The 22,973-nt window shown below is 59.3% G+C and carries 22 protein-coding genes; 5 read left to right on the plus strand and 17 right to left on the minus strand.

Annotated features, from left to right (window positions below; all coding sequences use genetic code 11):
• Position 1: 1 nt before the first annotated feature.
• From nqrF to BLT85_RS07005, 6 genes are read right to left on the minus strand one after another with little or no spacing between them, the layout of a single operon-like run.
• Positions 2 to 1,225 (minus strand): NADH:ubiquinone reductase (Na(+)-transporting) subunit F, encoded by a 1,224-nt coding sequence (gene nqrF, locus BLT85_RS06980; RefSeq protein WP_093392539.1) that lies wholly within the window; start codon positions 1,223 to 1,225, stop codon positions 2 to 4.
• 14 nt (positions 1,226 to 1,239) lie between these two features.
• The gene (nqrE, locus tag BLT85_RS06985) at positions 1,240 to 1,851 is read right to left on the minus strand and encodes an NADH:ubiquinone reductase (Na(+)-transporting) subunit E (protein ID WP_093392542.1); all 612 of its coding nucleotides are present in this window, start codon (positions 1,849 to 1,851) and stop codon (positions 1,240 to 1,242) included.
• Positions 1,852 to 1,855: 4 nt separating this feature from the next.
• Positions 1,856 to 2,527 carry an NADH:ubiquinone reductase (Na(+)-transporting) subunit D gene (locus BLT85_RS06990; protein WP_093392544.1) on the minus strand — a complete coding sequence of 224 codons (672 nt, stop codon included), beginning with the start codon at positions 2,525 to 2,527 and terminating at the stop codon, positions 1,856 to 1,858.
• Position 2,528: 1 nt separating this feature from the next.
• A complete protein-coding gene (locus BLT85_RS06995) occupies positions 2,529 to 3,305 on the minus strand; it encodes a Na(+)-translocating NADH-quinone reductase subunit C (RefSeq protein ID WP_093392546.1) in 777 nt (258 codons plus the stop codon).
• The gene (locus BLT85_RS07000; protein ID WP_093392548.1) at positions 3,295 to 4,509 is read right to left on the minus strand and encodes an NADH:ubiquinone reductase (Na(+)-transporting) subunit B; all 1,215 of its coding nucleotides are present in this window, start codon (positions 4,507 to 4,509) and stop codon (positions 3,295 to 3,297) included. The genes BLT85_RS06995 and BLT85_RS07000 overlap by 11 nt, the downstream gene beginning before the upstream one ends.
• Positions 4,510 to 4,511: 2 nt before the next feature.
• On the minus strand, positions 4,512 to 5,849 hold the full coding sequence (locus tag BLT85_RS07005; protein WP_093392550.1) for a Na(+)-translocating NADH-quinone reductase subunit A: 1,338 nt from the start codon (positions 5,847 to 5,849) through the stop codon (positions 4,512 to 4,514).
• Positions 5,850 to 6,133: 284 nt separating this feature from the next.
• Here BLT85_RS07005 and BLT85_RS07010 point away from each other — a divergent pair, with 284 nt between their 5' ends.
• Complete coding sequence (locus BLT85_RS07010; RefSeq protein WP_093392552.1) at positions 6,134 to 6,694, plus strand: chalcone isomerase family protein; 561 nt, start codon at positions 6,134 to 6,136, stop codon at positions 6,692 to 6,694.
• Positions 6,695 to 6,748: 54 nt separating this feature from the next.
• On the opposite strand, the gene BLT85_RS07015 is transcribed toward BLT85_RS07010, so the two are convergent.
• Positions 6,749 to 8,188 (minus strand): glyceraldehyde-3-phosphate dehydrogenase, encoded by a 1,440-nt coding sequence (locus BLT85_RS07015; protein ID WP_093392554.1) that lies wholly within the window; start codon positions 8,186 to 8,188, stop codon positions 6,749 to 6,751.
• Positions 8,189 to 8,340: 152 nt separating this feature from the next.
• On the opposite strand from BLT85_RS07015, the gene mfd reads away from it, so the two are divergent.
• On the plus strand, positions 8,341 to 11,823 hold the full coding sequence (mfd, locus tag BLT85_RS07020; RefSeq protein ID WP_093392556.1) for a transcription-repair coupling factor: 3,483 nt from the start codon (positions 8,341 to 8,343) through the stop codon (positions 11,821 to 11,823).
• Positions 11,823 to 12,401, plus strand: a complete 579-nt coding sequence (locus BLT85_RS07025) for a CsiV family protein (RefSeq protein WP_093392558.1) — start codon at positions 11,823 to 11,825, stop codon at positions 12,399 to 12,401. Before mfd ends, BLT85_RS07025 begins: the two co-directional genes overlap by 1 nt.
• On the opposite strand, the gene BLT85_RS07030 is transcribed toward BLT85_RS07025, so the two are convergent.
• The 5 genes from BLT85_RS07030 to BLT85_RS07050 are packed head-to-tail and all read right to left on the minus strand — an operon-like array spanning position 12,398 to position 16,562.
• Complete coding sequence (locus BLT85_RS07030) at positions 12,398 to 13,141, minus strand: S-methyl-5'-thioinosine phosphorylase (RefSeq protein ID WP_093392560.1); 744 nt, start codon at positions 13,139 to 13,141, stop codon at positions 12,398 to 12,400. The two genes, BLT85_RS07025 and BLT85_RS07030, sit on opposite strands and share 4 nt — an antisense overlap.
• On the minus strand, positions 13,138 to 14,274 hold the full coding sequence (locus BLT85_RS07035) for a mechanosensitive ion channel family protein (RefSeq protein WP_093392562.1): 1,137 nt from the start codon (positions 14,272 to 14,274) through the stop codon (positions 13,138 to 13,140). Before BLT85_RS07035 ends, BLT85_RS07030 begins: the two co-directional genes overlap by 4 nt.
• Complete coding sequence (gene nagZ, locus BLT85_RS07040) at positions 14,271 to 15,269, minus strand: beta-N-acetylhexosaminidase (protein ID WP_172829860.1); 999 nt, start codon at positions 15,267 to 15,269, stop codon at positions 14,271 to 14,273. The genes BLT85_RS07035 and nagZ overlap by 4 nt, the downstream gene beginning before the upstream one ends.
• A 14-nt stretch (positions 15,270 to 15,283) precedes the next feature.
• Entirely contained in the window at positions 15,284 to 15,823 is a 540-nt protein-coding gene (locus BLT85_RS07045; RefSeq protein ID WP_093392564.1) for a L,D-transpeptidase, read from the minus strand.
• 58 nt (positions 15,824 to 15,881) lie between these two features.
• Complete coding sequence (locus BLT85_RS07050; protein ID WP_093392566.1) at positions 15,882 to 16,562, minus strand: TetR/AcrR family transcriptional regulator; 681 nt, start codon at positions 16,560 to 16,562, stop codon at positions 15,882 to 15,884.
• Positions 16,563 to 16,756: 194 nt separating this feature from the next.
• On the opposite strand from BLT85_RS07050, the gene lexA reads away from it, so the two are divergent.
• Together lexA and BLT85_RS07060 are read left to right on the plus strand one after the other, a co-directional pair.
• On the plus strand, positions 16,757 to 17,362 hold the full coding sequence (lexA, locus tag BLT85_RS07055; protein ID WP_093392568.1) for a transcriptional repressor LexA: 606 nt from the start codon (positions 16,757 to 16,759) through the stop codon (positions 17,360 to 17,362).
• A gap of 9 nt (positions 17,363 to 17,371) precedes the next feature.
• Positions 17,372 to 17,902, plus strand: a complete 531-nt coding sequence (locus tag BLT85_RS07060) for a SulA-like leucine-rich domain-containing protein (protein WP_093392570.1) — start codon at positions 17,372 to 17,374, stop codon at positions 17,900 to 17,902.
• A gap of 53 nt (positions 17,903 to 17,955) precedes the next feature.
• Here BLT85_RS07060 and BLT85_RS07065 read toward each other — a convergent pair whose 3' ends face one another.
• From BLT85_RS07065 to fadA, 5 genes are all read right to left on the minus strand, one after another.
• Positions 17,956 to 18,189 carry a hypothetical protein gene (locus tag BLT85_RS07065; protein ID WP_093392572.1) on the minus strand — a complete coding sequence of 78 codons (234 nt, stop codon included), beginning with the start codon at positions 18,187 to 18,189 and terminating at the stop codon, positions 17,956 to 17,958.
• Positions 18,190 to 18,251: 62 nt separating this feature from the next.
• A complete protein-coding gene (locus BLT85_RS07070; RefSeq protein WP_093392574.1) occupies positions 18,252 to 18,764 on the minus strand; it encodes a DUF6586 family protein in 513 nt (170 codons plus the stop codon).
• Between the two features lie 10 nt (positions 18,765 to 18,774).
• Complete coding sequence (gene topA, locus BLT85_RS07075) at positions 18,775 to 21,396, minus strand: type I DNA topoisomerase (protein ID WP_093392576.1); 2,622 nt, start codon at positions 21,394 to 21,396, stop codon at positions 18,775 to 18,777.
• Between the two features lie 101 nt (positions 21,397 to 21,497).
• Positions 21,498 to 21,716 carry a DUF1653 domain-containing protein gene (locus tag BLT85_RS07080; RefSeq protein WP_172829818.1) on the minus strand — a complete coding sequence of 73 codons (219 nt, stop codon included), beginning with the start codon at positions 21,714 to 21,716 and terminating at the stop codon, positions 21,498 to 21,500.
• A 59-nt stretch (positions 21,717 to 21,775) separates the two neighbouring features.
• Positions 21,776 to 22,951, minus strand: a complete 1,176-nt coding sequence (fadA, locus tag BLT85_RS07085) for an acetyl-CoA C-acyltransferase FadA (protein ID WP_093392578.1) — start codon at positions 22,949 to 22,951, stop codon at positions 21,776 to 21,778.
• Positions 22,952 to 22,973 lie beyond the last annotated feature (22 nt).

Raw genomic sequence — 22,973 nt, forward strand, 5'->3', positions numbered from 1 at the left:
CCTAGCCGCCGAAGTCGTCGAGAAGGATGTTCTCCGGTTCCACGCCAAGATCCTGCAACATCTTGATCACCGACGCGTTCATCATCGGCGGACCGCACATGTAGAACTCGCAGTCTTCGGGCGCCGGGTGATTCTTCAGGTAGTTCTCGTGGAGAACGTTGTGAATGAATCCAGTGGGACCCGTCCAGTTGTCCTCGGGAAGCGGATCAGACAGCGCAAGATGCCACTCGAAGTTGTCGTTTTCCGCCGCCAACTTGTCATATTCTTCGACGTAGAAGGCTTCACGCAGCGAACGAGCACCGTACCAGAACGAAATTTTGCGCGTTGATTGCAGACGCTTGAGCTGGTCGAAAATGTGCGAGCGCATCGGCGCCATACCTGCGCCACCACCGATAAAGACCATCTCGGCGTCGGTGTCCTTGGCAAAAAACTCGCCGAAAGGCCCATATACGGTGACCTTGTCGCCGGGCTTGAGCCCGAAAACCCAAGACGACATTTTGCCCGGTGGCAGCTCATCCCGACCAGGCGGCGGCGAAGCGACACGGATGTTGAACTTCACCAGACCGCGTTCTTCAGGATAGTTCGCCATCGAATAGGCGCGGATGACGGTTTCGTCGACTTTGGATACGTACTTCCAGAGATCGAATTTGTCCCAGTCGCCACGGAATTCCGGCTGGATGTCAAAATCCTTGTAGTGGACTGTGTGCGGCGGACATTCGAGCTGAACGTAACCACCCGCGCGGAAGTCGACGTTTTCGCCCTCTGGAAGCTTGAGAGTCAGTTCCTTGATGAAGGTGGCCACGTTCGGGTTCGACTGAACCGTACATTCCCATTTTTTCACGCCGAATACTTCTTCCGGCACTTCGATCTGCATGTCCTGCTTGACCGGCGTCTGGCAGGACAGACGCCAGCCTTCTTTTGCCTCCCGCTTGGTAAAGTGGGATTCCTCTGTCGGCAGCAACTCGCCACCGCCGCTCTCTACTACGCATTTGCACTGTGCACAGGTGCCGCCGCCCCCGCAGGCGGACGACAGGAAGATGCCGTTGGCCGCGAGCGTATTGAGCAGTTTGCCACCAGCCGGAACGGTGATGGTGCGTTCGTGATTGATTTCGATATTCACGTCGCCGCTGCTGACCAGCTTGGCGCGCGCCATGAGAATGACCGCAACCAGGGCCAGCACGATCGCCGTAAACATCCCGACGCCTAGATAGATTTCCATGTTCATCAGTCAGACTCCTTTTAGAGTTGCACGCCGGAGAACGACATGAAGCCGAGGGACATGAGTCCTACGGTGATGAAAGTGATACCCAGACCACGCAGACCGTCTGGCACATCGCTGTACTTGAGCTTTTCGCGGATGCCCGCCAAAGCGACGATCGCCAGCGCCCAGCCGAGACCTGCGCCAAAACCGAACACCGTACTTTCACCCAGCGAATAATCACGCTCCACCATGAACAGCGAGGCCCCGAGAATCGCGCAATTGACCGTGATCAGCGGCAGGAAGACCCCCAGCGCGGCGTACAAAGCCGGGACGTACTTATCTAGCAGCATCTCGAGAATCTGCACGATGGCAGCGATCACGCCGATGTAGCTCAACAGACCGAGGAAGCTAAGATCCACTTCCGGCAAACCAGCCCAGGCGAGAGCGCCATCCTGGAGCAGATACTGATAGATCAGGTTGTTCGCGGGTGTGGTGATGGTGAGCACCACGATTACCGCAATACCAAGACCAATCGCAGTCTGGACCTTCTTCGAGATAGCAATGAAGGTACACATCCCGAGGAAGAACGCCAGCGCCATGTTTTCTACGAAAACGGCCCTGATCAACAGGCTTATATAGTGTTCAACCATGGCTTTACATCGCCTCCTTAACTGCACGCGACTGCGGCGCCATCATGTAGTCCTTGGCTTCAACCTGTTCGGTCTTCCATGAACGCAGAGCCCAGATGATCAGGCCGATGATAAAGAACGCTGACGGCGGCAGCAGCAGCAGACCGTTTGGCTGATACCAACCACCTTCGCTGGCTACCGGCAGAATGCTGTAGCCGAACAGCTTGCCCGCGCCGAGCAGCTCGCGGATAGTGGCCACGACGATCAAAATGAAGCTGTAACCGAGACCGTTGCCGACACCATCGAGGAAGCTCAGGTGAGGAGGGTTTTGCATGGCAAACGCTTCCGCGCGACCCATCACGATACAGTTGGTGATGATCAGACCGACGAACACCGACAACTGCTTGCTGATATCGAAGGCGTAGGCCTTGAGCAGCTGATCCACCACGATAACCAGCGACGCGATGATCACCATCTGCACGATCATGCGGATCGAGTTGGGGATCTGATGCCGGATAACCGAGATGAACAGGTTCGACAGCGCGACCACGGATGTCAGAGCCAGACACATGACCATGGTCACGTTCAGGCTCGTAGTGACGGCCAGAGCCGAACAGATACCGAGGATCTGCAAAGCAATCGGGTTGTTCTTGAATAGAGGATCGAAGAGAACCCCTTTGGCGCTTACGTTAGCCATGTCATGCCTCCCCTGATTTCAGATTTTCGAGGAAGGAACGGAAGCCGGTGTCGCCCATCCAGAAGCGCACCAGGTGTTCCACTCCACGGCTGGTCAATGTAGCGCCGGCCAGCCCGTCTACCTTGTACTGACGACGCGGATCGCTACCGTCGACTGTACCCTTGACGATTTGCACACCTACTTCACCGTCCTCGGTGTAGACCAGATTCCCTTTCCACAACTCCCGCCAGCGAGGATTGTCCACCTCGCCACCAAGACCCGGAGTTTCGCCATGCTGATAGAAGCCCAGGCCGCGAATGGTGTTCATGTCACCTTCCAGAGCGATGAAGCCATATAGCGTCGACCACAGACCGTAGCCGTGGATCGGCAGAATGATGGTTTCGATTCCCTCTGCGTTCTCGACCATGTACACCGTCGCGTAATGTTCGCGTCGACGGATACTGGCCACATCTTCATGCGCCTCGAGCGCGCGAGAGAGATTCTCGTCACGAGCTGCGTCCTGCTGGTTATAGGACAGCGGATCCATTGCATCACTGAACTTTCCGGTGCGAAGGTCGACCAGTCGCGGAGTGATCTTCTCGAACTGCTCCGGGATGCTGCTGCCCTCTTCCAGAAGCCCTGCGATCAACAGAATGTTGCGTTGCTTGTCGAGCAGCTGGTTAGTCACCTGCACCGGCTTGAGTGAAACTGCCGCTACCGACACCACGATGGAGCAAACCAGACAAACCAGCAGCGCGACAATGATGGTGCGGCTGACGGACTCTCTATTACTGGACATTGCGAGCGAGCCTCCGGTTGATATTGGCCTGAACGACGAAGTGGTCAATCAGAGGAGCAAACAGGTTGGCGAACAGAATCGCGAGCATCATTCCCTCCGGGAACGCCGGGTTGACCACCCGGATGAGGACGACCATCACGCCGATGAGCGCGCCGAAGATCCACTTGCCCTGATTGGTAAGTGATGCAGATACCGGATCAGTGGCCATGTAGATCATGCCGAAGGCGAAACCGCCCATAACCAGATGCCAGTACCACGGCACGCCGAACATCGGATTGGAATCTGAACCGATCAGGTTGAACAGCAAGCTCAACGCGATCATGCCGATCATCACGCCAAACACGATGCGATAGCTGGCGATTTTGGTGATCAACAACACCGCGCCACCGATGAAGATCGCCAGCGCTGACGTTTCACCAATCGAGCCATGAATGTTGCCGACGAAGGCGTCGAACCAAGTGATGCCCTGTGCTACGACCGCTTCGATGCCGCCCATAGCCGCTGCGCTCAGGGCCGTGGCGCTGGCGTAGCCGTCAACTGCCGTCCATACCGCGTCACCGGACAGTTCCGCCGGGTAGGCGAAGAACAGGAAAGCACGACCGGTCAAAGCGGGGTTGAGGAAGTTCTTGCCGGTACCGCCAAACACTTCCTTGCCGATGACCACACCAAAGCTGATGCCCAGCGCAACCTGCCAAAGCGGAATATCCGGCGGCAGAATCAGAGCGAAAAGCACCGATGTAACGAAGAAGCCTTCGTTGACTTCGTGTTTACGGATCGAGGCAAAAACTACCTCCCAGAACCCGCCAACGATAAAGGTCACCAGGTAGACCGGCAGGAAATACGCCGCGCCATGGACAAAGTTGTCCCACAGGCTCGCCGGATCGAAGCCGGCCAGCATGCTGATCAGGGCGATCTGCCAGTCTTCCTGCATGCCAAGCAGCTCGGGCGTTTCCGCATAGATGGAATTAGCCTGGAAGCCAACGTTGTACATCCCGTAGAACATAGCCGGGAAGGTACACATCCAGACGGTGATCATCATCCGCTTGAGATCTAGACCGTCGCGCACGTGCGCGGTGGTGCGGGTGACATCGGCTGGACGGTAGAAGAACGTATCCACTGCTTCATACAGGGCGTACCACTTCTCGTGCTTGCCGCCCTTTTCGAAGTTGTGTTCGATCTTGTCCAGAAATGAACGCAGACCCATGTTTAACCCTCCTTCTCGATACGGTCCAGGTTGTCCCGCAGGATCGGACCGTATTCGTACTTGCCGGCGCAGACGTAGCTGCACAGGGCCAGGTCTTCTTCATCCAGTTCCAGCGCGCCGAGCTTCTGAGCCATCTCGGTGTCACCGACGATCAGGTAGCGGAGCAGCTGGGTAGGCAGGATATCCAGAGGCATGACTGCCTCATAGTTGCCTACCGGAACCATCGCACGCGGACTACCGTTAGTGGTGGTGGTCATGTTGAAGCGTTTGCCGGGCGTGAACTTGGAAACGAAGATGTTCATGACCGAGTGCTTGTCTGCACCGGGACGCAGATAGTGCACCATCTCGCGATCTGCACCTTCCAGGAGCACCGACACCTGCTGATGGTAACGGCCCAGATAGGCTACCGGGCCGCGAGCATGGCGACCACCGAAGACCGAACCGGAAATGACGCGACTTTCACCGGGCAGCAGTTCGCCAGCAGTCAGCTCGTCGAGATTGGCGCCCAGGCGGGTGCGCAGCAGACGCGGCGATTCGACCTGGGGACCCGCCAGCGCGACCACACGTTCGGTCCACAGGCGGCCTTCAGTGAACAGCTTGCCGACCGCAATGACGTCCTGATAGTTGATGTGCCAGACCTGCTTGGCCTCGCCGACCGGATCAAGCATATGTATGTGCGTGCCGGGAAGCCCGGCCGGATGCGGCCCGGCAAAGGTCTCGCTACGCACGCCGGCGACGTTGTCCCCGGGAATGTTGGTATCTTCAGCCTTGCACAGCCAGACCTTGGCGATCCTGGCGAGAACGCGCAGGCCGTTTTCGAATTCGGTGCGGTACTGCGCAAGAACCACGACGGGGTCGGCCGCCAACGGATTGGTGTCGATAGCGGTGACGAAGATCGAACTGGGCTTGGCATCGACGGCCGGAACCTTGCTAAAGGGCCGGGTGCGTAGCGCAGTCCAGAGACCGGACTGGATTAGCTGCTGGCGAACCGTTTCATCGCTCAGCTGCTCCAGGCGAGAGGCGTCGTGGCTCTCGAACGCCACCGCGTCGTCGCCCTCGACATCGATTACAACCGACTGCAGTATCCGCTTGTCGCCGCGATTGATGGCGCTGACCACCCCTGCGGCAGGCGCGGTATAGACAACTCCTGGCGTTTTCTTGTCACTGAACAGGATCTGCCCCAACTTGACCCGGTCCCCTTCTTGAACTTCCATGGTCGGTTTCATACCGTGGTAGTCAAAGCCGATTACGGCTACGCTGCGTACCTGACGTGCGTCATCGATACGCTGCTCGGGTGACCCGGTGATTGGCAAATCCAAGCCCCGTTTGATTTTTATCATACGAATAGCCTAATCACTGGTTGGAATCTTAAAGGGCGGGCTGCCGGGCGCTGACACGAAGTGCCCCGACGAGAACTGGCGCTGCAGCAAGGTACGGAATCAGGGCGAGGCGACCACAAACCCCCATCAAAAATCCCGCTAAGTATAAAGACCATGCCTTACCAATGCTACTCAAGCGCTTGGTTTTTTCAGGGTTTTTGCGCACCGCCACTCCGCCGGCGCAGGTTGACCAGCGCCGCTTCGCAGTCCATAACTAGGCTATCCCAACGGCATCAAGGGCTGTAATGAAACTTTCTATCCTGCTCATCGCGGCCGGCCTTGCGGCCTTTCCTGCGCACGCGAGCGAACGACGCCTGAATCAGGCCGGCTTCCCACCCCTGATCCAGAGCGGTGAAACAACCCTGATCAAGCGCCAGGCCGATGTCCTGACGTACTTTTTCGTGGACGTTTTCAGTGCGGCGCTATTTACGCCTGAAGAGGTGCCTCTTACCGAACTGAACCTGACAGCGGACCCGTTTCGCCTGGATATTTACTACCATCGCGACATTGACCGCGAAGACGCGCTGGATCTCGCCTGGAAAGCGCTACGTCGGCAGCATTCAGCCGAGAAGCTGGAACAGCTCGCACCTTCCATCGAGGAGCTGCATGCGCAGATTTCCGATATCCGCGAGGGGGATCGCTATAGCCTGACGCTGAGAACGAGCCCGCAGCTCACGCTGCAGCGCAATGGACAGGTGATATTCACCTCGGACGATCCGGAACTGGCGACAGCTTATGCCCGCCTCTGGCTCGGCGAAGGAGGGATTTCTCGCAAACTTCGTCAAAAAATCCTTTCGGCGCGATAAGTGCTCAATAAAAAAGGGGCGCCGAGGCGCCCCTTTTTTTTGCATCACTAACGATCAGGCCGGAAATGCCGGCGGGTTGACGTTAGCCATGTCTTCAACAATACGAACTACCTGACAGCTGTAGCCGAACTCGTTGTCATACCACACGTAGAGAATGACGCGATTGTCATTGCAGATAGTGGCTTCGGCATCGACCACGCCCGCGTGACGGGAACCAACGAAATCACTCGAGACCACTTCCTGCGAGTTGGTGAAGTCGATCTGCTTGTGCAACTCCGAGTGGAGCGCCATGTGGCGCAGATAGTCGTTGACCTCATCACGATCGGCGGACGACTTCAGATTCAGGTTCAGGATGGCCATCGACACGTTCGGCGTGGGAACGCGAATCGCATTGCCCGACAGCTTGCCGGCCAGTTCAGGCAGAGCCTTGGCTACGGCCTTGGCGGCACCGGTTTCGGTGATGACCATGTTCAGCGCAGCACTCCGGCCGCGACGATTGCCCTTGTGGAAGTTGTCGATCAGGTTCTGGTCATTGGTATACGAGTGGACGGTTTCAACGTGGCCGTTCTCGATGCCGTACTTGTCATTGATCGCCTTCAACACCGGCACGATGGCATTGGTGGTGCAGGACGCCGCGGAGATGATCTTGTCTTCCGGCGTGATCGTCGCATGGTTGATGCCATGCACGATGTTCTTCAGGTCGCCCTTGCCAGGCGCAGTCAGTACGACCTGAGCGACGCCTGGGCACTTGAGATGCTGGGAGAGACCAGCCTCGTCACGCCATACGCCGGTGTTGTCGACCAGGATGGCATCTTCTATACCGTACTGGGTGTAGTCGACGCTGGTCGGGTCACTGGCATAGATGATTTGGATGCAGTTGCCGTTGGCCGTCAGGGTATTGGTTTCTTCATCGATGGTGATGGTGCCCTGGAACGAACCATGAACCGAGTCGCGACGCAGCAGACTGGCGCGCTTGGCCAGGTCATTGGCTGCGCCCTTGCGCACGACGATGGCACGCAGACGCAGGCCATCGCCCGCACCGGTCTTTTCGACGAGAATACGGGCCAGCAGACGACCGATCCGACCAAAGCCGTAAAGAACGACATCGCGGCCCTGGCGCTTCTCGCCTTTCTTGCCGACTACGCTGGCCAGTTCGCGACGCAGGAAGCCGTCGAGATCATCGTCGCCTTCGCCACGAAACTTGTTGATCAGCCGGCCGAGGTCGATGGACGCAGGGCCCAGGTCCAGGTGAAGGAGCTGCTTGATGACCTTGAAGGTGTCGTGCACGGACAGTTCGTTGTCATCAATCTGGCGAGCAAAACGATGCGACTTGAGCAGACTGATCACCGAGCGGTTGACCAGACCACGACCATAGATCGAGGTAACTACATTGTGTTCACGGTACAGGCGTCCGATCAGGGGGATCATGGCCTCTGCAGTTGCTTCACGATCAGTCCAGGCTTCCAGGCACTGTTCGAAATTGGCTTGAGTCACGGCGTTTCCTTCCAGGTCTTTGTCGAATCAAGGGGCAATAGTATGCTGTCAGCATGCCATCTGAGGCAATCATCCCGGAAAAAGCTGTCAGGTTGAAGCAGATACCGCCAGAGGAGGCTACACTAGTCGCTTTTCCCGATGGACCCCAGAGCATGCCTGCCAATCAGACGACCCTACCCGTGCCTAAGTTCAATACCAGCGGCAAATCCGCTTGGGGCAAGCTGGAGGGGGCTGCCCGGGCATTGGCTATCGCCGATGGGGCGGGACAGCATGCGGGGCTTAGCCTGGTCGTCACGCCCGATTCGGCCGCGGCCGATCAACTGGAGCAGGAGCTGCGGTTTTTCGCTCCTGCACTGCCCGTGCTCAACTTTCCCGACTGGGAAACGCTCCCCTATGACCGCTTCTCGCCACATCAGGACATCATCAGCCAGCGATTGAAAACGCTCTACCAGTTGCCTCAGGTCGATCAGGCGATCCTGGTTGTATCGATGACTACCCTGCTTCACCGCACACCGCCGCGGCCGTTCCTTGGTGGGGCAGTATTGATGCTGGAGGTGGGACAGCGGCTGGATATCGATCGCATGCGCACCAACCTCGACGCTGCCGGGTATCGCTGTGTCGACACCGTTTATGAGCACGGTGACTATGCGGTGCGTGGTGCCTTGCTTGATTTGTTTCCCATGGGTAGCCGCCTGCCCTACCGCATCGATCTGTTCGATGACGAGATCGAAACGCTACGCACCTTCGACCCCGAGACCCAGCGCTCGGTCGACAAGGTCGATCGGATCCATCTGCTCCCGGCTCGCGAGTTCCCGCTAGACAAATCAGCGCTGACTGGTTTCCGGGCACGCTTCCGCGAACGCTTCGAGATCGATCATAGAAAGGTGCCGCTGTATCAGGACATTACCCAGGGCCTGATCCCGCCCGGCATCGAGTACTACTTGCCGCTGTTCTTCGACGAGCAGGGCAGTCTTTTCGACTATCTGCCTGACAACACCATGCTGTTCAGTCTGCCCGGCATCGAGGGCAGCGCCGAACACTTCTGGCAGGATGTGCGCAACCGATACGAAGAACACCGGGTCGACGTCACCCGCCCACTGCTGCCGCCTGCTGAACTCTTCCTGCCGGTTGAGGAGTGCTTCGCACGGATCAAGCCGTACCCGCGGATCGTCTGCCATGACGGCGAGCTCGAACCCGGCGCCGGACGTTTCAACTTCGACTGCGCTCCTCCGCCTGAATTGCCCATCGATAACAAGCTGGAGCAGCCCCTCGAACAGCTTGAGCGGTTTCTCGATACCTTCGACGGTCGCGTATTGTTTGCCGCCGAATCTGCAGGCAGGCGGGAGGCCATGCTCGACCTGCTTGGCCGCATCGGACTGAAACCCGACACCTTCGAAAACTGGCATGCCTTCGTTGTGTCCCAGGCGGCTAACGGCATAGTCATCGCGCCGATCGATCGCGGACTGGTTTCGAATACGCCTCGCCTGGCGCTGATCGCCGAGAGCCAGCTATTCGGCCGACGCGTCATGCAGCGCCGTAGGCGCGGAAAGGCGACGGATCTCGGTGATGCGGTCATTCGCAATCTGACCGAGCTGCGCGAAGGCGCGCCTGTGGTGCATATCGATCACGGTGTGGGGCGTTATCGCGGGCTGGTCAACCTGACGGTCGAAGACCAACAGGCCGAATTTCTCAAGCTTGAGTATGCCGAAGAAGCCACGTTGTACGTTCCCGTGTCCAATCTGCATCTGATCGCCCGCTATACAGGCGCTGACGACGACAGCGCCCCGCTGCATCGCCTCGGCTCTGAGCAGTGGCAGAAAGCCAAACGCAAGGCCGCCGAGCAGGTACGCGATGTGGCTGCCGAACTGCTCGACGTCTATGCCCGCCGCGCAGCGCGGACCGGCTTCAGCTTCGCCCACCCGGAACGGGACTACCAGGCCTTCGCCGACACCTTCCCCTTCGAGGAAACCGCCGATCAGCAGGCGGCGATCGAAGCTGTGGTCAAGGACATGACTGGCAACCAGCCGATGGATCGCCTGGTCTGCGGCGACGTCGGCTTCGGCAAGACAGAGGTGGCGATGCGCGCGGCTTTTCTCGCCGTGCACAGCGGCAAACAGGTGGCCGTGCTGGTTCCCACCACTCTCCTCGCCCAGCAGCATTTCAACAGCTTCCGCGACCGCTTCGCCGACTGGCCGGTAAAGGTGGAAGTGATGTCTCGCTTCAAGTCTGCAAAAGAGATCAAGGCCGCCGCGGCGGAGCTGGCCGAGGGCAAGGTCGACATCATGATCGGCACCCACAAGCTGCTGCAGGATGATATCCAGTTCCAGGACCTGGGCCTGGTCATCATTGATGAAGAACATCGCTTCGGCGTGCGCCAGAAAGAGCGCCTCAAGGCGCTGCGCAGCGAGGTCGACGTGCTGACCCTTACCGCCACGCCGATCCCGCGCACGCTGAACATGTCCATGTCAGGGATGCGCGACCTGTCGATCATCGCGACCCCGCCGGCGCGGCGATTGTCGGTCAAAACCTTTGTCATGCAGCAGCAGGCGCCTGTGGTCAAGGAAGCACTGCTCCGTGAATTGCTACGCGGCGGACAGGTTTATTACCTGCACAACGAAGTGGAGACGATCGAGAAATGCGCGGCTGACCTGGCCGAGCTGGTGCCTGAGGCACGCATCGGCATCAGCCACGGCCAGATGCCCGAACGAGCGCTCGAACAGGTAATGCGCGACTTCTACCATCGGCGCTTCAACGTGCTGGTGACCACGACGATTATCGAGACCGGCATCGACGTACCCAGCGCCAACACCATCATCATCGAGCGCGCAGACAAGTTCGGTCTGGCACAGCTGCACCAGTTGCGCGGGCGCGTCGGCCGTAGCCATCACCAGGCCTATGCCTACATGCTCACGCCGCAGGGCAAGAAGATTACCGGGGATGCCGAAAAGCGTCTGGAAGCCATCGCCATGGCGCAGGATCTGGGCGCAGGCTTCACCCTGGCGACCCACGACCTGGAGATCCGCGGCGCCGGCGAGCTGCTCGGCGAAGGCCAGAGCGGGCAGATTCAGGCAGTCGGCTTCACGCTTTACATGGACATGCTCGAGCGAGCCGTGAAAGCCATCCGCAAGGGCAAACAGCCCGAGCTCGATCAGCCGCTGGGTGGCGGTCCGGACATCAACCTGCGCCTACCAGCGCTGATTCCGGATGATTATCTCCCTGACGTCCATGCCCGCCTGATCCTGTACAAGCGCATCGCCAACGCCGCGGACGAAGAAGCGCTGAAGGATTTGCAGGTCGAGATGATCGATCGTTTCGGCCTGTTGCCACAGCCGGTCAAGACACTGTTCCGGGTCACCTCGCTCAAGCTGCGCTGCGAGCCGCTCGGCATCGCCAAGATCGACGTCGGCCCCGAGCACGGTCGCCTGGAATTTGCCGCAGACACCCGGGTGGACCCGCTCACCCTGGTGCGCCTGATTCAGGAGCAGCCGCAACGCTATCGTCTCGAAGGCGCCACGCTGTTTCGCTTCAACGCGCCCATGGGCAACGCAGACCTGCGACTCAATACCGTAGAAGCCCTGATCGATCGGCTCGAAAAAGGCGCAGCAACCCATAGTCAAGCTCAAGGAAAACACTGATGAAATCGGCTCGATCTTTACTTTCCAATGGTGCTGCACTGCTCTGCCTGACCCTGATCGCCGCCTCCGTGCGGGCGCAAAACCCTGAGACGGTGATCGTCGAGGTCGCCTTTTTCAGCCAGCCCTCCTCCCGCTTGTTGCCGGCGGAGCCGGCCGACCTGGACTGGGCAGACCAAGCGCTCGTGCTGCGCGAGACAGCCAATAGCCAGGTCCGCGAGATCGACACGACCCGTCAGGAACTGAACGATGAGATGGCCCGGATGAGCCGGCAGGGTTACCGATTGCAGCTTCACAAGGCCTGGACCCAGCCTGTGGGACTGGGGATGCCGATAGCAGTCACGGATACCGACTCTCCGGCATCGAACATGGGAACCGATCCACAGCGCGTTCAAGGGCTGGTCGGTATTGATCAGGGTTCCGGACTGGAGGCCAACGTTTCGTTCTGGCTGAATCACGTCGCTGCCGATGGCAGCCCTATCACCGAACGCATTGAGCAGACCCGCAAGCTGCGGCTGGACGAGACCCATTACCTGGACCACCCCAGCCTCGGAGTATTGATTCGCCTGCGGGCTAACTAGACATCGTTGATGAAGGCGCTGAGTACTGCCTGGACCTGATCCATGCCACTGCTCAGCACCGCCTCGATATCGGCCATGGTGATGGGCCCTTCGGCCTTCCCCGCCGCAGGGTTGACCACCAGAGCGAGACAGGCATAAGGCAACCCCAGTTCACGCGCCAGGGCTGCCTCGGGCATACCCGTCATACCCACGATATCGCAGCCGTCGGCCTCCATGCGCCTGATTTCCGCCGCGGTTTCCAGGCGTGGCCCTTGCGTGACCCCGTACGTGCCGTGGGCGCTATGAGCTATGCCGTGGCGCTTCATCACGTCGATCAGCGTCTGCCGCAATCTTTCATCGTATGGCTGGGCGAAATCGATATGCGTGACAAAATCGAGGTCGGTTTCAAAGTAGGTGGCGTCACGGCCCCATGTGTAATCGATGAGCTGATCCGGAACGCAAAAATGGCCTGTTCCCATTGCTGGGTCTATTCCGCCCACGGCATTGACCGCAACCAATGCCTCCGCGCCTGCCTCCTTTAGCGCCCAGAGATTTGCCCGGTAATTGACCCTGTGCGGAGGTATGCAATGCGGATCACCATGGCGCGCGAGAAACAGTACCTCGCGCCCGGCAAGCCGTCCCTTGCGCACGGTGGACGACGGCTTCCCGTAGGGATTGTTTATGTAACGCTCCTCGGTTAGCTCCAGTCCCTGCAGCCGGCTGAGCCCTGTGCCTCCGATTATGCCGATGCTGCCACTCATGCCAGTTCCCCTCGTCCGGCTTTCGGTTCTCGGCTACGCGCCTCATCGATCCGTACCGCCTCGGGAATGTGCAGCGTCGATGTCGGGAAAGCAATCTCTGCCCCGTGCTCCTGCACAATGGCGAGGACCTTCAACAACACGTCTTCCTTGATGCGATGATATTCCGCCCATACGGTGGTGACCGTGAAGCAGTAGACGAAGAAGTCGACTGACGATGGCGCACATCGGTCGAAGAAAACCATCTGCGTCTGGTCCTGGGCGATCTCCGGATGGCTGGCGACCATCTCCCTCACCGCCTCGAGCACCGGCTGCATGCGCTGGATATCGTCGTAGCGGATGCCGATATGCTCGTAGATTCGCCGGTGGGTCATGCGCGATGGATTTTGCACGACGATGTTGTTGAAGATCGAATTGGGTACATACAGCGGACGCTTGTCGAACGTGCGGATGCGCGTCAGTCGCCAGCCAATATGCTCCACCGTGCCTTCGATTTCCTTGTCGGGCGAGCGCACCCAGTCGCCAACTGCGAAGGGTCTGTCGAGATAGATCATCAACCCGCCAAAGAAATTCGCCAGGAGATCCTTGGCAGCGAAACCCACCGCAATCCCGCCAATCCCGCCGAATGCGAGCACACCAGAGATGCTGTAGCCGAGAGCCTGCAGCACGACCAGTGCCGCAGTGATGATCACTGATATACGCAGCAACTTGCCGATGGCGCTGACGGTGGTCTGGTCGATGGGTTTGGTGCGATAGTTCGGGTCGACCAGCCGAACCTCGACCTGCATCATCAGACGCAGCAGGAACCAGGCCAGCAGAACGATCAGCAGAATCTGCTGCACCGCATCGAGCACGCCGGCCAATTCTTCCTCCATTTGCGCTGCGGTGATCTGCCCTGCCCAGAGCAGCCCCATGGTCCAGATCAGTACCCACAGTGGCCGACGCGCGGCGAGCACCAGCGTGTCGTCCCAAATGGAGTTGCTTTTCAGCGCGCGCCGCTCGACGCGGTCAAGGATCAGCTTGCCCACATACGCTAGCGCCAGCGAAACGAAGATCACGGCGAAAACCTGATAAATCCAGGCTCCGCCGACGGAGGGTAGTAGGTCCGTTGGCAAAGCGGTAATCAACTCGTTCATGAGATGGTTTCGATCAGTCCCTTGTCCTTGAGCAGCGACACCGCGTGTGACCACTGCGGATCGCTCTTGTAATCACTCACTGGCGTGTGGCGTGCCAGCATCCGAGCGGCACGGGTGCCCGGCTGCATGCCAATCCGCTGCGAGTGGCCGAGCGCTTGTTCGGCGGCACCGCGATCGTTACACACCAGCAGCATGTCGCAGCCGGAGCGCAATGCGGCATCGACCCGCTCAGGCATTCCACCTACCGCGTGGGCACCGGCCATGGTCAGATCATCACTGAAGATGACGCCGTCGAAGCCCAACTCCTGTCGCAGAATCTGTTGCAGCCAGCGGGTCGAGAACCCTGCGGGCAGGCTGTCTATGGCCGGGTAGATCACATGTGCGGGCATGATGCCGTCCAGCTCTTTCGCCAGCGCAGCGAACGGCTTCAGATCACTGCGGCGGATCTCAGCTTCTGAACGCTCATCGACCGGTAAAGCGACGTGCGAGTCGGCTTCCGCCCAGCCGTGACCGGGAAAGTGCTTGCCAGTGGCGGCCATACCGGCCCTGTGCAGGCCGGCAATATATGCCTTGCCCAGACGCGCGACTTCATCCGGGTCGCCGCTAAGCGAGCGGTTTCCAATCACCTCGCTGCGGCCGTAATCAAGGTCGAGTACCGGGGCAAAACTGATGTCGACCCCGCAGGCGATCACCTCCGTCGCCATCAGCCAGGCTGCTGCTTCTGCGACCTGCTCGGCCGCATCGCCTGCCTCCGCGCGGATACGCCCCAGAGCCGGAAGGCGAACCACATCGCGGCGGAGCCTCTGGACCCGGCCACCTTCCTGGTCGATGGCAATCAACATGTCAGGCCGCTCGGAGCGGATAGCGCGCACCAGTTCGCGAACCTGAGCAGGCGATTCGGTATTGCGAGCGAACAGAATCATGCCGCCGACTTCCGGTTGGCGCAGCAGTTGGCGGTCTTCCGGCGTCAGCCAGGTACCAGCCACGTCGAGCATCAGGGATCCCTGAATCAAGATAGTGTCTCCGAAGATTGGGAAAGAAGCCGGCTGACCGGGTCAGCCTCGGTCTCGTCGATGAAAACAGCACAACCGGCCGGAGTCATGTCGAACAGTGCGAGCATGTCGTCGTTGCCCAAGCGGATACAGCCATGGGACAGCGGTTGTCCCGTGGGCTGGTCATCGCCGGTTCCGTGCAGATATATGTAGCGGCGCTGCGAGTCGCGCTGGCCGCCCCGGTTAAAACCCCGCTCTTCTCCGCAGAGCCACAGGATACGAGTCAGTATCCAGTCTCGCCGCGGGTAGCGCTGCGCCAGCTCCAGGCTCCAGACCTCACCGGTGGGGCGTCGGCCGACGAATACCGAGCGAACCGGCAACCCCTCGCCGATCCGCGCGCGGACCCGGTGGTGCCCTCTTGGCGTACAACCGCTGCCCTCCGTCTCCCCTGCCCCGTGGAGGGCCGTGGATACGTCATAGGAGCACACCGGCTCGCCGGCAGAGAAGCCAGTCACCCGCTGGTGCGGAATCGAGATGTGGAGCCAATCGAGTCGCATGCACGTCTCCGGTGGAAAGTGCACACGATAACGGATCAGGGTCGCGCAGTTAAGAGCGTCAGGCGGATTCCGCTACGCTGTCTGCTGAGGAGAGCCGCTGTGTCATGCCGCCTTCGGCGCGCATACCCGCCGCAAGAAACGGCACCATCAGACGCAATACCTCGTCGACACCGTTGTGCACACCGAATTCTGCCTCTGAGATAGCGCGCAATGCCTTCATGCTGGACATGGTGAAAGCCGCACTGCCGAGCATGAAATGCACACGCCAGAATAGCTCGCTTGGCGGCAGCGCCGGAGCCGCCTTGAGAAGCAGATTCATGTAGCGCTGAAAAACCCGGCCGTAGACCTCACCAAGATACTTGCGCAGGTGACCCTGACTCTGGCTGAACGCCAGACCCAATAAGCGCATGAAGGTCGAGAGATCGTTCCCGCTTCGCGGCTTGACCTGCAAAGCCTGCCGCACCAGCATCTCCAGCAGCTCCTCCAGGCTCGGATCGGCTGCACCACTTGCCTCCTGCCGATCTAGCTCTGCTTCGAGGCTATTGACGAACGGATTGAGAAAGCGGACGAAGACCGCCTGGATCAAGGCCTTCTTCGACCCGAAGTGATAATTCACCGCCGCAAGATTCACGCCCGCCTTGCTGGTGATCAACCGTAGAGACGTCTCGGCAAACCCCTTCTCCGCGAACAGTTGTTCTGCGGCGTCGAGGATGCGCTCGACAGTATCGGACTGCGCCATAAAAAGGCTTCCTGAGCAAACAGATGTTTTAAACATACGTTTCAAACGTGATGACGTCAACTCGAACGGCCAGCGGGCCGGCTCCTCGCCGCAGTATCCGGTGAGCCCTCGGCAAACGCAACAAAGTGACGCTTGCCGACGCGCCCGAACTGTATATAATCACAGCTACTGTATAAACAGACAGGTAAGGCTCCATGCAGAAATTGACGGCGCGGCAAGAACAGATCCTGGCCTTCATAAAGGAGTACATGGACAACAACGGCTACCCGCCGACGCGGGTGGATATCGCCAAAGAGCTCGGTTTCAAGTCGCCCAACGCGGCCGAAGATCATCTTCGCGCATTGGCTCGCAAGGGAGCTATCGAAATGATCCCGGGCGCCTCGCGCGGCATTCGCCTGCCTGGAGCCGAGGCAGCCAACGATGATCAGCTGCCGATCATCGGTCAGGTCGCTGCCGGTGCGCCGATTCTGGCTCTGGAGAACATCGAGGATCACTGCCGGCTCAATCCGGAGTTCTTTCGCCCCAAGGCCGACTATTTGCTGCGGGTCAAGGGCATGAGCATGAAGGATATTGGCATTCTGGACGGGGACCTGCTGGCCGTACATCGCACTACCGAGGTACGTAACGGACAGATCGTTGTTGCCCGTATCGGCGATGAGGTGACGGTCAAGCGTTTCCACAAGCAGGGCCGCAAAGTGTCGCTGATTGCGGAGAATCCGGATTTCGCGCCGATTGAGATTGATCTGTCCGAACAGGAATTAATCATCGAAGGTTTGAGCGTCGGCGTTATCCGCCGCTAGGAGCAAAACATGCAGTATGCTCGGAACTCGCAAGCACTGGATCAACTGAGTCTCTTCCAAAACGCCTGGATGGCTTCACGTGCCCGGATGGCGCCACTGGGCAAGCCCGCAGCAACCGAGCGGCGCCGTGGCGCAGCAGTCGAGCGAAACGTGACCTCGCAGCCCGCCGAGACAGGTTTCAGCGAAATCGCACTCAACGGCTCGCCACGCCAATGCCTGCAATGGTTGGCGCCAGTGTTGCGGGAGCTAAGCCATTCCAGTTCGACCGGCTGGCTGACGCTATTGGATCCTCCCGCGGAGCTCAGCCTGCAATGGCTGCGTTCAGCTGGCCTGGATTCCGGCCGCATTCTGGTGATTCGGAGCCGTCCTGGAATGGATACGCTCGAATTATGTTGTGAAGTGCTGCGCGAAGGGAAAAGCCACACGGTGGTGAGCTGGCTGACCAGTGATGCCCGCGAAACCGCGTTGCTTTCGAGAGCGGCATCCATGGGCAACTGCAGTAGTCTGAATGTTCAGCTGCAAGCCACTCGCGCAGCGTGATTGAACAGCACAGGCAGCCGAAATGGCTGCCCCGGGCGCTGTGGCCCGACGCGTCAATGCAGAACGCGGTCTTCCGGCACGAACTCGTCATCATCCACGACCTGCCCCGCCAATTGCATACCGGCACTGATCATGGCTTTGGCGACATCGATGTGATGACCGTTGAGGAAATCCTTGGCATCTGCTGAAAACTCGATGACCACTAGCGGTTCACCGTCGTCATCGGAACGCCGCAGTACGACCTTGCCATTGGCGAGTTCAACGATTTCGAGAAAAGGTGAAGGCATATCGGCTCCTCTGTCTAGCAAGGCGGCAGTTTAACACAATGCCGCTGCCTATCGGAGCGTAGCTACCACTCCACCATCCCCTCCCGGTAACGATTAACGCGCTCGGCCAAGGCAGCGACAGCTTCTTGCGCATCCTCCCGTGACCATTCCGGCGACCCAGCCACCGCACTACTGGCGATGATCAGGTCGTCCGAAGCAGACTTGGCTTCCTGAGGCACCGGTGGTGCCTGGAGCTTTTGCCAGGCACCGAGAAGACGCCCTAGCCAGGTATCGGCCGAACCCGCCAGCTCGCTCAATTCAGCCAGCTCGGGACCGGGGCATCGCGCCGCCACATCCCCTAGCAACACCGCTTCAACGCTGCGTGCGTCCATCAGCGGCCAGCGGTAACGATCCGCCACTTCGTGGATCAGGCCAAGCACCCCCCGGTACAAATGAAACAAGGCGTGCTCGCGATGGTATGCGCTCAGGGTGACGGTATCGAGCGCTCCGGACTGACTGACTTCATGCCAGGAGGCGATCGCCTTCCTGGCAAAGAACAGAGCCTGGTTGGTACGGGTATAGACTTCGTTTGCCATGCCGCCTCGCCTACTTTTTGCTCTTGCTTCGAGCGTCGTCCACGTTCCAGCGTTTGCCATCGTGGAAAGCCCGCCAACCGGTGGGCTTGCCTTCGAGCTCGCTCTGAACATATTGCTCCTTTGTCTTGCGGCTGTATCGCACGACTGTCGGATTCTTGTCCGGGTCCTGCGTAGGCGCGTCGAGCAAAAAGTGGTACTTGGGATCGATCTCTTCACGGTGTGGCAGTAGCTCGCTTACCAGCGGCGCACGGGTTTCCCGGTTTTTCGGGAATTGGCTGGCAGCGAGAAACAGGCCCGAGGCACCGTCTCTAAGGACGTATACGTCGTCGACCTTTTCGCAGCGCAGCTCCGGCATTTTGACCGGGTCCATCTTCGGCGGCGCGGCCTCGCCGCTCTTCAGCAGTTTGCGAGTGTTCTTGCATTCCGCGTTGGTACATCCGAAGTACTTGCCGAAACGCCCCGTCTTGAGCTGCATGTCGCTGCCGCACTTGTCACACTCGATCAACGGCCCGTCGTAACCCTTGATCTTGAACTGCCCCTGCTCGATCTCGAAGCCGGCGCAATCGGGGTTGTTGCCGCAAACGTGCAGCTTGCGATGTTCGTCGACCAGATAACTATCCATCGCCGTGCCGCATAGCTTGCAACGATGCTTGGCGCGCAATACGCGGGACTCGTCTTCCTCGTCGTCCGATGCGACCTCGTTGCCCGGCACCAGGTTGATGGTTTCCTTGCAGCGCTCCTTCGGCGGCAGCGCATAACCAGAACAACCCAGAAACACACCTGTGGAAGCCGTGCGGATCATCATCGGACGCCCACAGACCTGACAGGAAATGTCGGTCAGCGTGGGCACGTTGGCACGCATGCCGCGCTCGCCGTCAGCCGTCTCGGCGTTGGCCAACTTCTTGCTAAAATCGGCATAGAAGTCGTCGAGCACCTTCTTCCAGATCACTTCGCCCTGAGCGACGTCGTCGAGCGACTCTTCCATCCGCGCGGTGAAGCTGTAATCCATCAGATTCGGAAAACTTTCACTGAGCCGATCGGTAACGATGTCGCCCATCTTCTCGGCATAGAAGCGGCGGTTGTTCAGTTCGACATAGCCACGGTCCTGGATGGTCGAGATGATCGACGCGTAGGTCGACGGGCGGCCGATCCCGCGCTTCTCCAGTTCCTTGACCAAACTTGCTTCGGAGTAGCGCGCCGGAGGCTTGGTGAAGTGCTGCTTCGGATCGAGCTTCTTCAACTTCAGCGCATCCGCGACCTTCACATCGGGCAGCACTTCGTCTTCGCCGCCTTTGCCCTGCGGGGGCAGCACTTTGGTATAACCGTCGAATTGGAGAATACGGCCCTTGGCGCGCAGCTCGAACGCTCCGGCTTCGGCAGTGATGCTGCTGGACAAATATTTCGCCGGAGGCATCTGACAGGCGACGAACTGGCGCCAGATTAACTCGTAGAGCCTCTCTGCATCGCGCTCCATGCCCTTGAGATCGGTAGACTTGAGCTTGACGTCGGATGGACGTATAGCTTCGTGAGCTTCCTGCGCGCCTTCCTTGCTGCTGTAGGAATTCGGCTTCTCGGGCAGATACTTGTCGCCGAACGTGTTCTTTATATAGCTACGAGCCATGTCGACTGCGTCCGCCGACAGGTTGGTCGAGTCGGTACGCATGTAGGTGATGTAGCCCGCCTCGTACAACCGCTGAGCCATCATCATGGTCTTCTTCACGGAAAAGCCCAGTCGCGTGCTCGCAGCCTGTTGCAGTGTCGAGGTGATGAACGGCGCGTTTGGGCGCGATGTGGTCGGCTTGTCGTCGCGTTTGGTGACGGTGTAGCTCGAGTTCTCCAGCTTGCTCAGCGCTGCATCGGCTTGCGCCTTGTTCAGCGGCCGGAATGCTTCGCCCGATTCCCTGACGACTTCGAACCGCGCCGCCTCGCCCTTGGGCGTATTGAGCAGCGCATGGATTTCCCAGAACTCTTCCGGAATAAACGCGCGGATTTCACGCTCACGGTCGACGATCAGTTTGACGGCCACCGACTGCACGCGCCCGGCGGACAGCCCGCGTGCAATCTTCGCCCATAGCAGGGGCGACACCATATAGCCAACAACCCGATCAAGGAACCGGCGCGCCTGCTGGGCGTTGACGCGGTTGATATCCAGCTCGCCCGGCTTGGAGAACGCTTCCTGAATCGCTTTCTTGGTAATCTCGTTGAACACAACACGCTTGTAGCGGCTTTCATCGCCGCCGATCGACTCCCGCAGGTGCCAGGCAATGGCTTCCCCCTCGCGGTCCAAATCCGTCGCTAGATAGACGGTATCAGCGTCCTTGGCCAGGCGACGCAGTTCGTCGATGACCTTTTCCTTGCCCGGCAGAATTTCGTAGTGGGCCTTCCATCCGTTCTCAGGATCGACGCCCATGCGCTTGACCAGCTGCATGCGAGCTTTGGCCTGCTTGTCCATTTCTGGAGCCGAGGCGGCTTTGCGCCCACCCTTGGGTTTGGTCTCCGATTTGCCGCTGCCGCTGGTGGGCAGGTCGCGGATGTGCCCGATACTCGACTTTACGACGAAATCGTTACCCAGGTACTTGTTGATCGTCTTGGCCTTGGCCGGCGATTCCACAATGACCAGTGTTTTTCCCATGAGTAGATGTGTTCCTAGCTCGATCGAATCCGGTCGCCCTTGCGGGCTGAATAATGGTCGGTACTGCGTGCAATGTGACAAGCAGCCCGGAGCGCCAGAGCCTACACGTCTTCGTTGATAAAGGTAAAGCGTGGATATGCTTCGCCATCCACGGTGACATGTCCGGTGAACATCTCCAGCGGACGCACCCAGAGGTCGTGGTCTCCGTACAGAGTGCGGTACACCACCAGCTCTTCCTCTGTCTCGGAATGGCGGGCGGTGCCAATTACCTGATAGTCCTTTCCTTTATAGTGACGGTATCGGCCGGGACGGACAGTCATTGAATTCTCCTCAATAAAAAACCGGGGCACTTGGCCCCGGTTCTTTCGACTCGACGCGTTTAAACGCGTTCGAAGACCGTGGTGATACCCTGGCCGAGACCGATACACATGGTCGCGATGCCAATGGTGCCACCCTGCTCTTCCATCACATTCAGCAGGCTCCCGCAGATACGTGCGCCGGAGCAACCGAAAGGGTGGCCCAGGGCGATCGCGCCGCCGTGCAGGTTGACCTTCTCTTCCATCTTATCGAGCACCTTCAGATCCTTCAGCACGGGCAGGGCCTGCGCTGCGAAGGCTTCGTTGAGTTCGACATAATCGATGTCAGCCATGGTCATGCCGGCGCGTTTGAGGGCCTTCTGGGTAGACGGAACAGGACCGTAGCCCATGATCGCCGGATCCACACCAGCAACAGCCATCGAACGGATCACACCCTTGATTTCGAGACCCAGGGCCTGAGCACGCTCGGCAGACATGACGATCATGCACGAGGCACCATCGGTGATCTGCGAAGACGTACCCGCAGTGACGGTGCCGCCCTTGGGATTGAACGCCGGGCGAAGTTGCGCCAGGCTTTCAACCGTAGTTTCCGGACGAATGGTTTCGTCAAAGTCGAAAACCTTCAGGAAGCCGTTTTCGTCATGACCTTCCATCGGGATCAGCTCGTTCTTGAACTTGCCCTCGACGGTGGCCTTGTGAGCCAGGCGGTGCGAACGCGCGCCGAACTCATCCTGCGCTTCGCGGCTGATGCCGTGCATCTTGCCCAGCATTTCAGCGGTCAGACCCATCATGCCCGACGCCTTGGCGGCGTACAGGGACAGTGCCGGGTTCGGGTCGACGCCGTGCATCATGCCGACGTGACCCATGTGCTCCACGCCACCAATGACGAACACGTCGCCGTTGCCGGTCTGGATCGCCTGAGCGGCGGTGTGCAGCGCGCTCATCGACGAACCACACAGACGGCTGACGGTCTGCGCCGAGCTGGTGTGTGGGATGCGGGTCATCAGCGATGCCATACGGGCGATGTTCCAGCCCTGCTCCAGGGTCTGGTTGACGCAGCCCCAGATGACATCTTCGACTTCCGCCGGGTCGATCTTCGGGTTGCGTGCCAGCAGCCCGTCGATCAGGTTGGCTGACATGGTTTCAGCACGGAAATTGCGATACATGCCGCCCTTGGAACGACCCATCGGGGTGCGGCCGTAATCGACAATGACAACGTCTCTTGGATTCAGGCTCATAAATTCACTCTCGCTCTGTGCG

It is taken from the genome of Halopseudomonas xinjiangensis (genome assembly GCF_900104945.1).
Lineage (GTDB): Bacteria > Pseudomonadota > Gammaproteobacteria > Pseudomonadales > Pseudomonadaceae > Halopseudomonas > Halopseudomonas xinjiangensis.

What these genes read in the sequence shown, in the direction of transcription:
- BLT85_RS07050 (WP_093392566.1), bottom strand. Translation starts at nt 16,562, where the DNA reads ATGGCGCAGTCCGATACTGTCGAGCGCATCCTCGACGCCGCAGAACAA.
- BLT85_RS07060 (WP_093392570.1), top strand. Translation starts at nt 17,372, where the DNA reads ATGCAGTATGCTCGGAACTCGCAAGCACTGGATCAACTGAGTCTCTTC.
- nagZ (WP_172829860.1), bottom strand. Translation starts at nt 15,269, where the DNA reads ATGCTCGACGTGGCTGGTACCTGGCTGACGCCGGAAGACCGCCAACTG.
- BLT85_RS07005 (WP_093392550.1), bottom strand. Translation starts at nt 5,849, where the DNA reads ATGATAAAAATCAAACGGGGCTTGGATTTGCCAATCACCGGGTCACCC.
- nqrF (WP_093392539.1), bottom strand. Translation starts at nt 1,225, where the DNA reads ATGAACATGGAAATCTATCTAGGCGTCGGGATGTTTACGGCGATCGTG.
- BLT85_RS07080 (WP_172829818.1), bottom strand. Translation starts at nt 21,716, where the DNA reads ATGACTGTCCGTCCCGGCCGATACCGTCACTATAAAGGAAAGGACTAT.
- BLT85_RS07035 (WP_093392562.1), bottom strand. Translation starts at nt 14,274, where the DNA reads ATGAACGAGTTGATTACCGCTTTGCCAACGGACCTACTACCCTCCGTC.
- BLT85_RS07065 (WP_093392572.1), bottom strand. Translation starts at nt 18,189, where the DNA reads ATGCCTTCACCTTTTCTCGAAATCGTTGAACTCGCCAATGGCAAGGTC.
- fadA (WP_093392578.1), bottom strand. Translation starts at nt 22,951, where the DNA reads ATGAGCCTGAATCCAAGAGACGTTGTCATTGTCGATTACGGCCGCACC.
- topA (WP_093392576.1), bottom strand. Translation starts at nt 21,396, where the DNA reads ATGGGAAAAACACTGGTCATTGTGGAATCGCCGGCCAAGGCCAAGACG.
- nqrE (WP_093392542.1), bottom strand. Translation starts at nt 1,851, where the DNA reads ATGGTTGAACACTATATAAGCCTGTTGATCAGGGCCGTTTTCGTAGAA.
- lexA (WP_093392568.1), top strand. Translation starts at nt 16,757, where the DNA reads ATGCAGAAATTGACGGCGCGGCAAGAACAGATCCTGGCCTTCATAAAG.
- BLT85_RS06995 (WP_093392546.1), bottom strand. Translation starts at nt 3,305, where the DNA reads ATGTCCAGTAATAGAGAGTCCGTCAGCCGCACCATCATTGTCGCGCTG.
- BLT85_RS07070 (WP_093392574.1), bottom strand. Translation starts at nt 18,764, where the DNA reads ATGGCAAACGAAGTCTATACCCGTACCAACCAGGCTCTGTTCTTTGCC.
- mfd (WP_093392556.1), top strand. Translation starts at nt 8,341, where the DNA reads ATGCCTGCCAATCAGACGACCCTACCCGTGCCTAAGTTCAATACCAGC.
- BLT85_RS07000 (WP_093392548.1), bottom strand. Translation starts at nt 4,509, where the DNA reads ATGGGTCTGCGTTCATTTCTGGACAAGATCGAACACAACTTCGAAAAG.
- BLT85_RS06990 (WP_093392544.1), bottom strand. Translation starts at nt 2,527, where the DNA reads ATGGCTAACGTAAGCGCCAAAGGGGTTCTCTTCGATCCTCTATTCAAG.
- BLT85_RS07030 (WP_093392560.1), bottom strand. Translation starts at nt 13,141, where the DNA reads ATGAGTGGCAGCATCGGCATAATCGGAGGCACAGGGCTCAGCCGGCTG.
- BLT85_RS07025 (WP_093392558.1), top strand. Translation starts at nt 11,823, where the DNA reads ATGAAATCGGCTCGATCTTTACTTTCCAATGGTGCTGCACTGCTCTGC.
- BLT85_RS07045 (WP_093392564.1), bottom strand. Translation starts at nt 15,823, where the DNA reads ATGCGACTCGATTGGCTCCACATCTCGATTCCGCACCAGCGGGTGACT.
- BLT85_RS07010 (WP_093392552.1), top strand. Translation starts at nt 6,134, where the DNA reads ATGAAACTTTCTATCCTGCTCATCGCGGCCGGCCTTGCGGCCTTTCCT.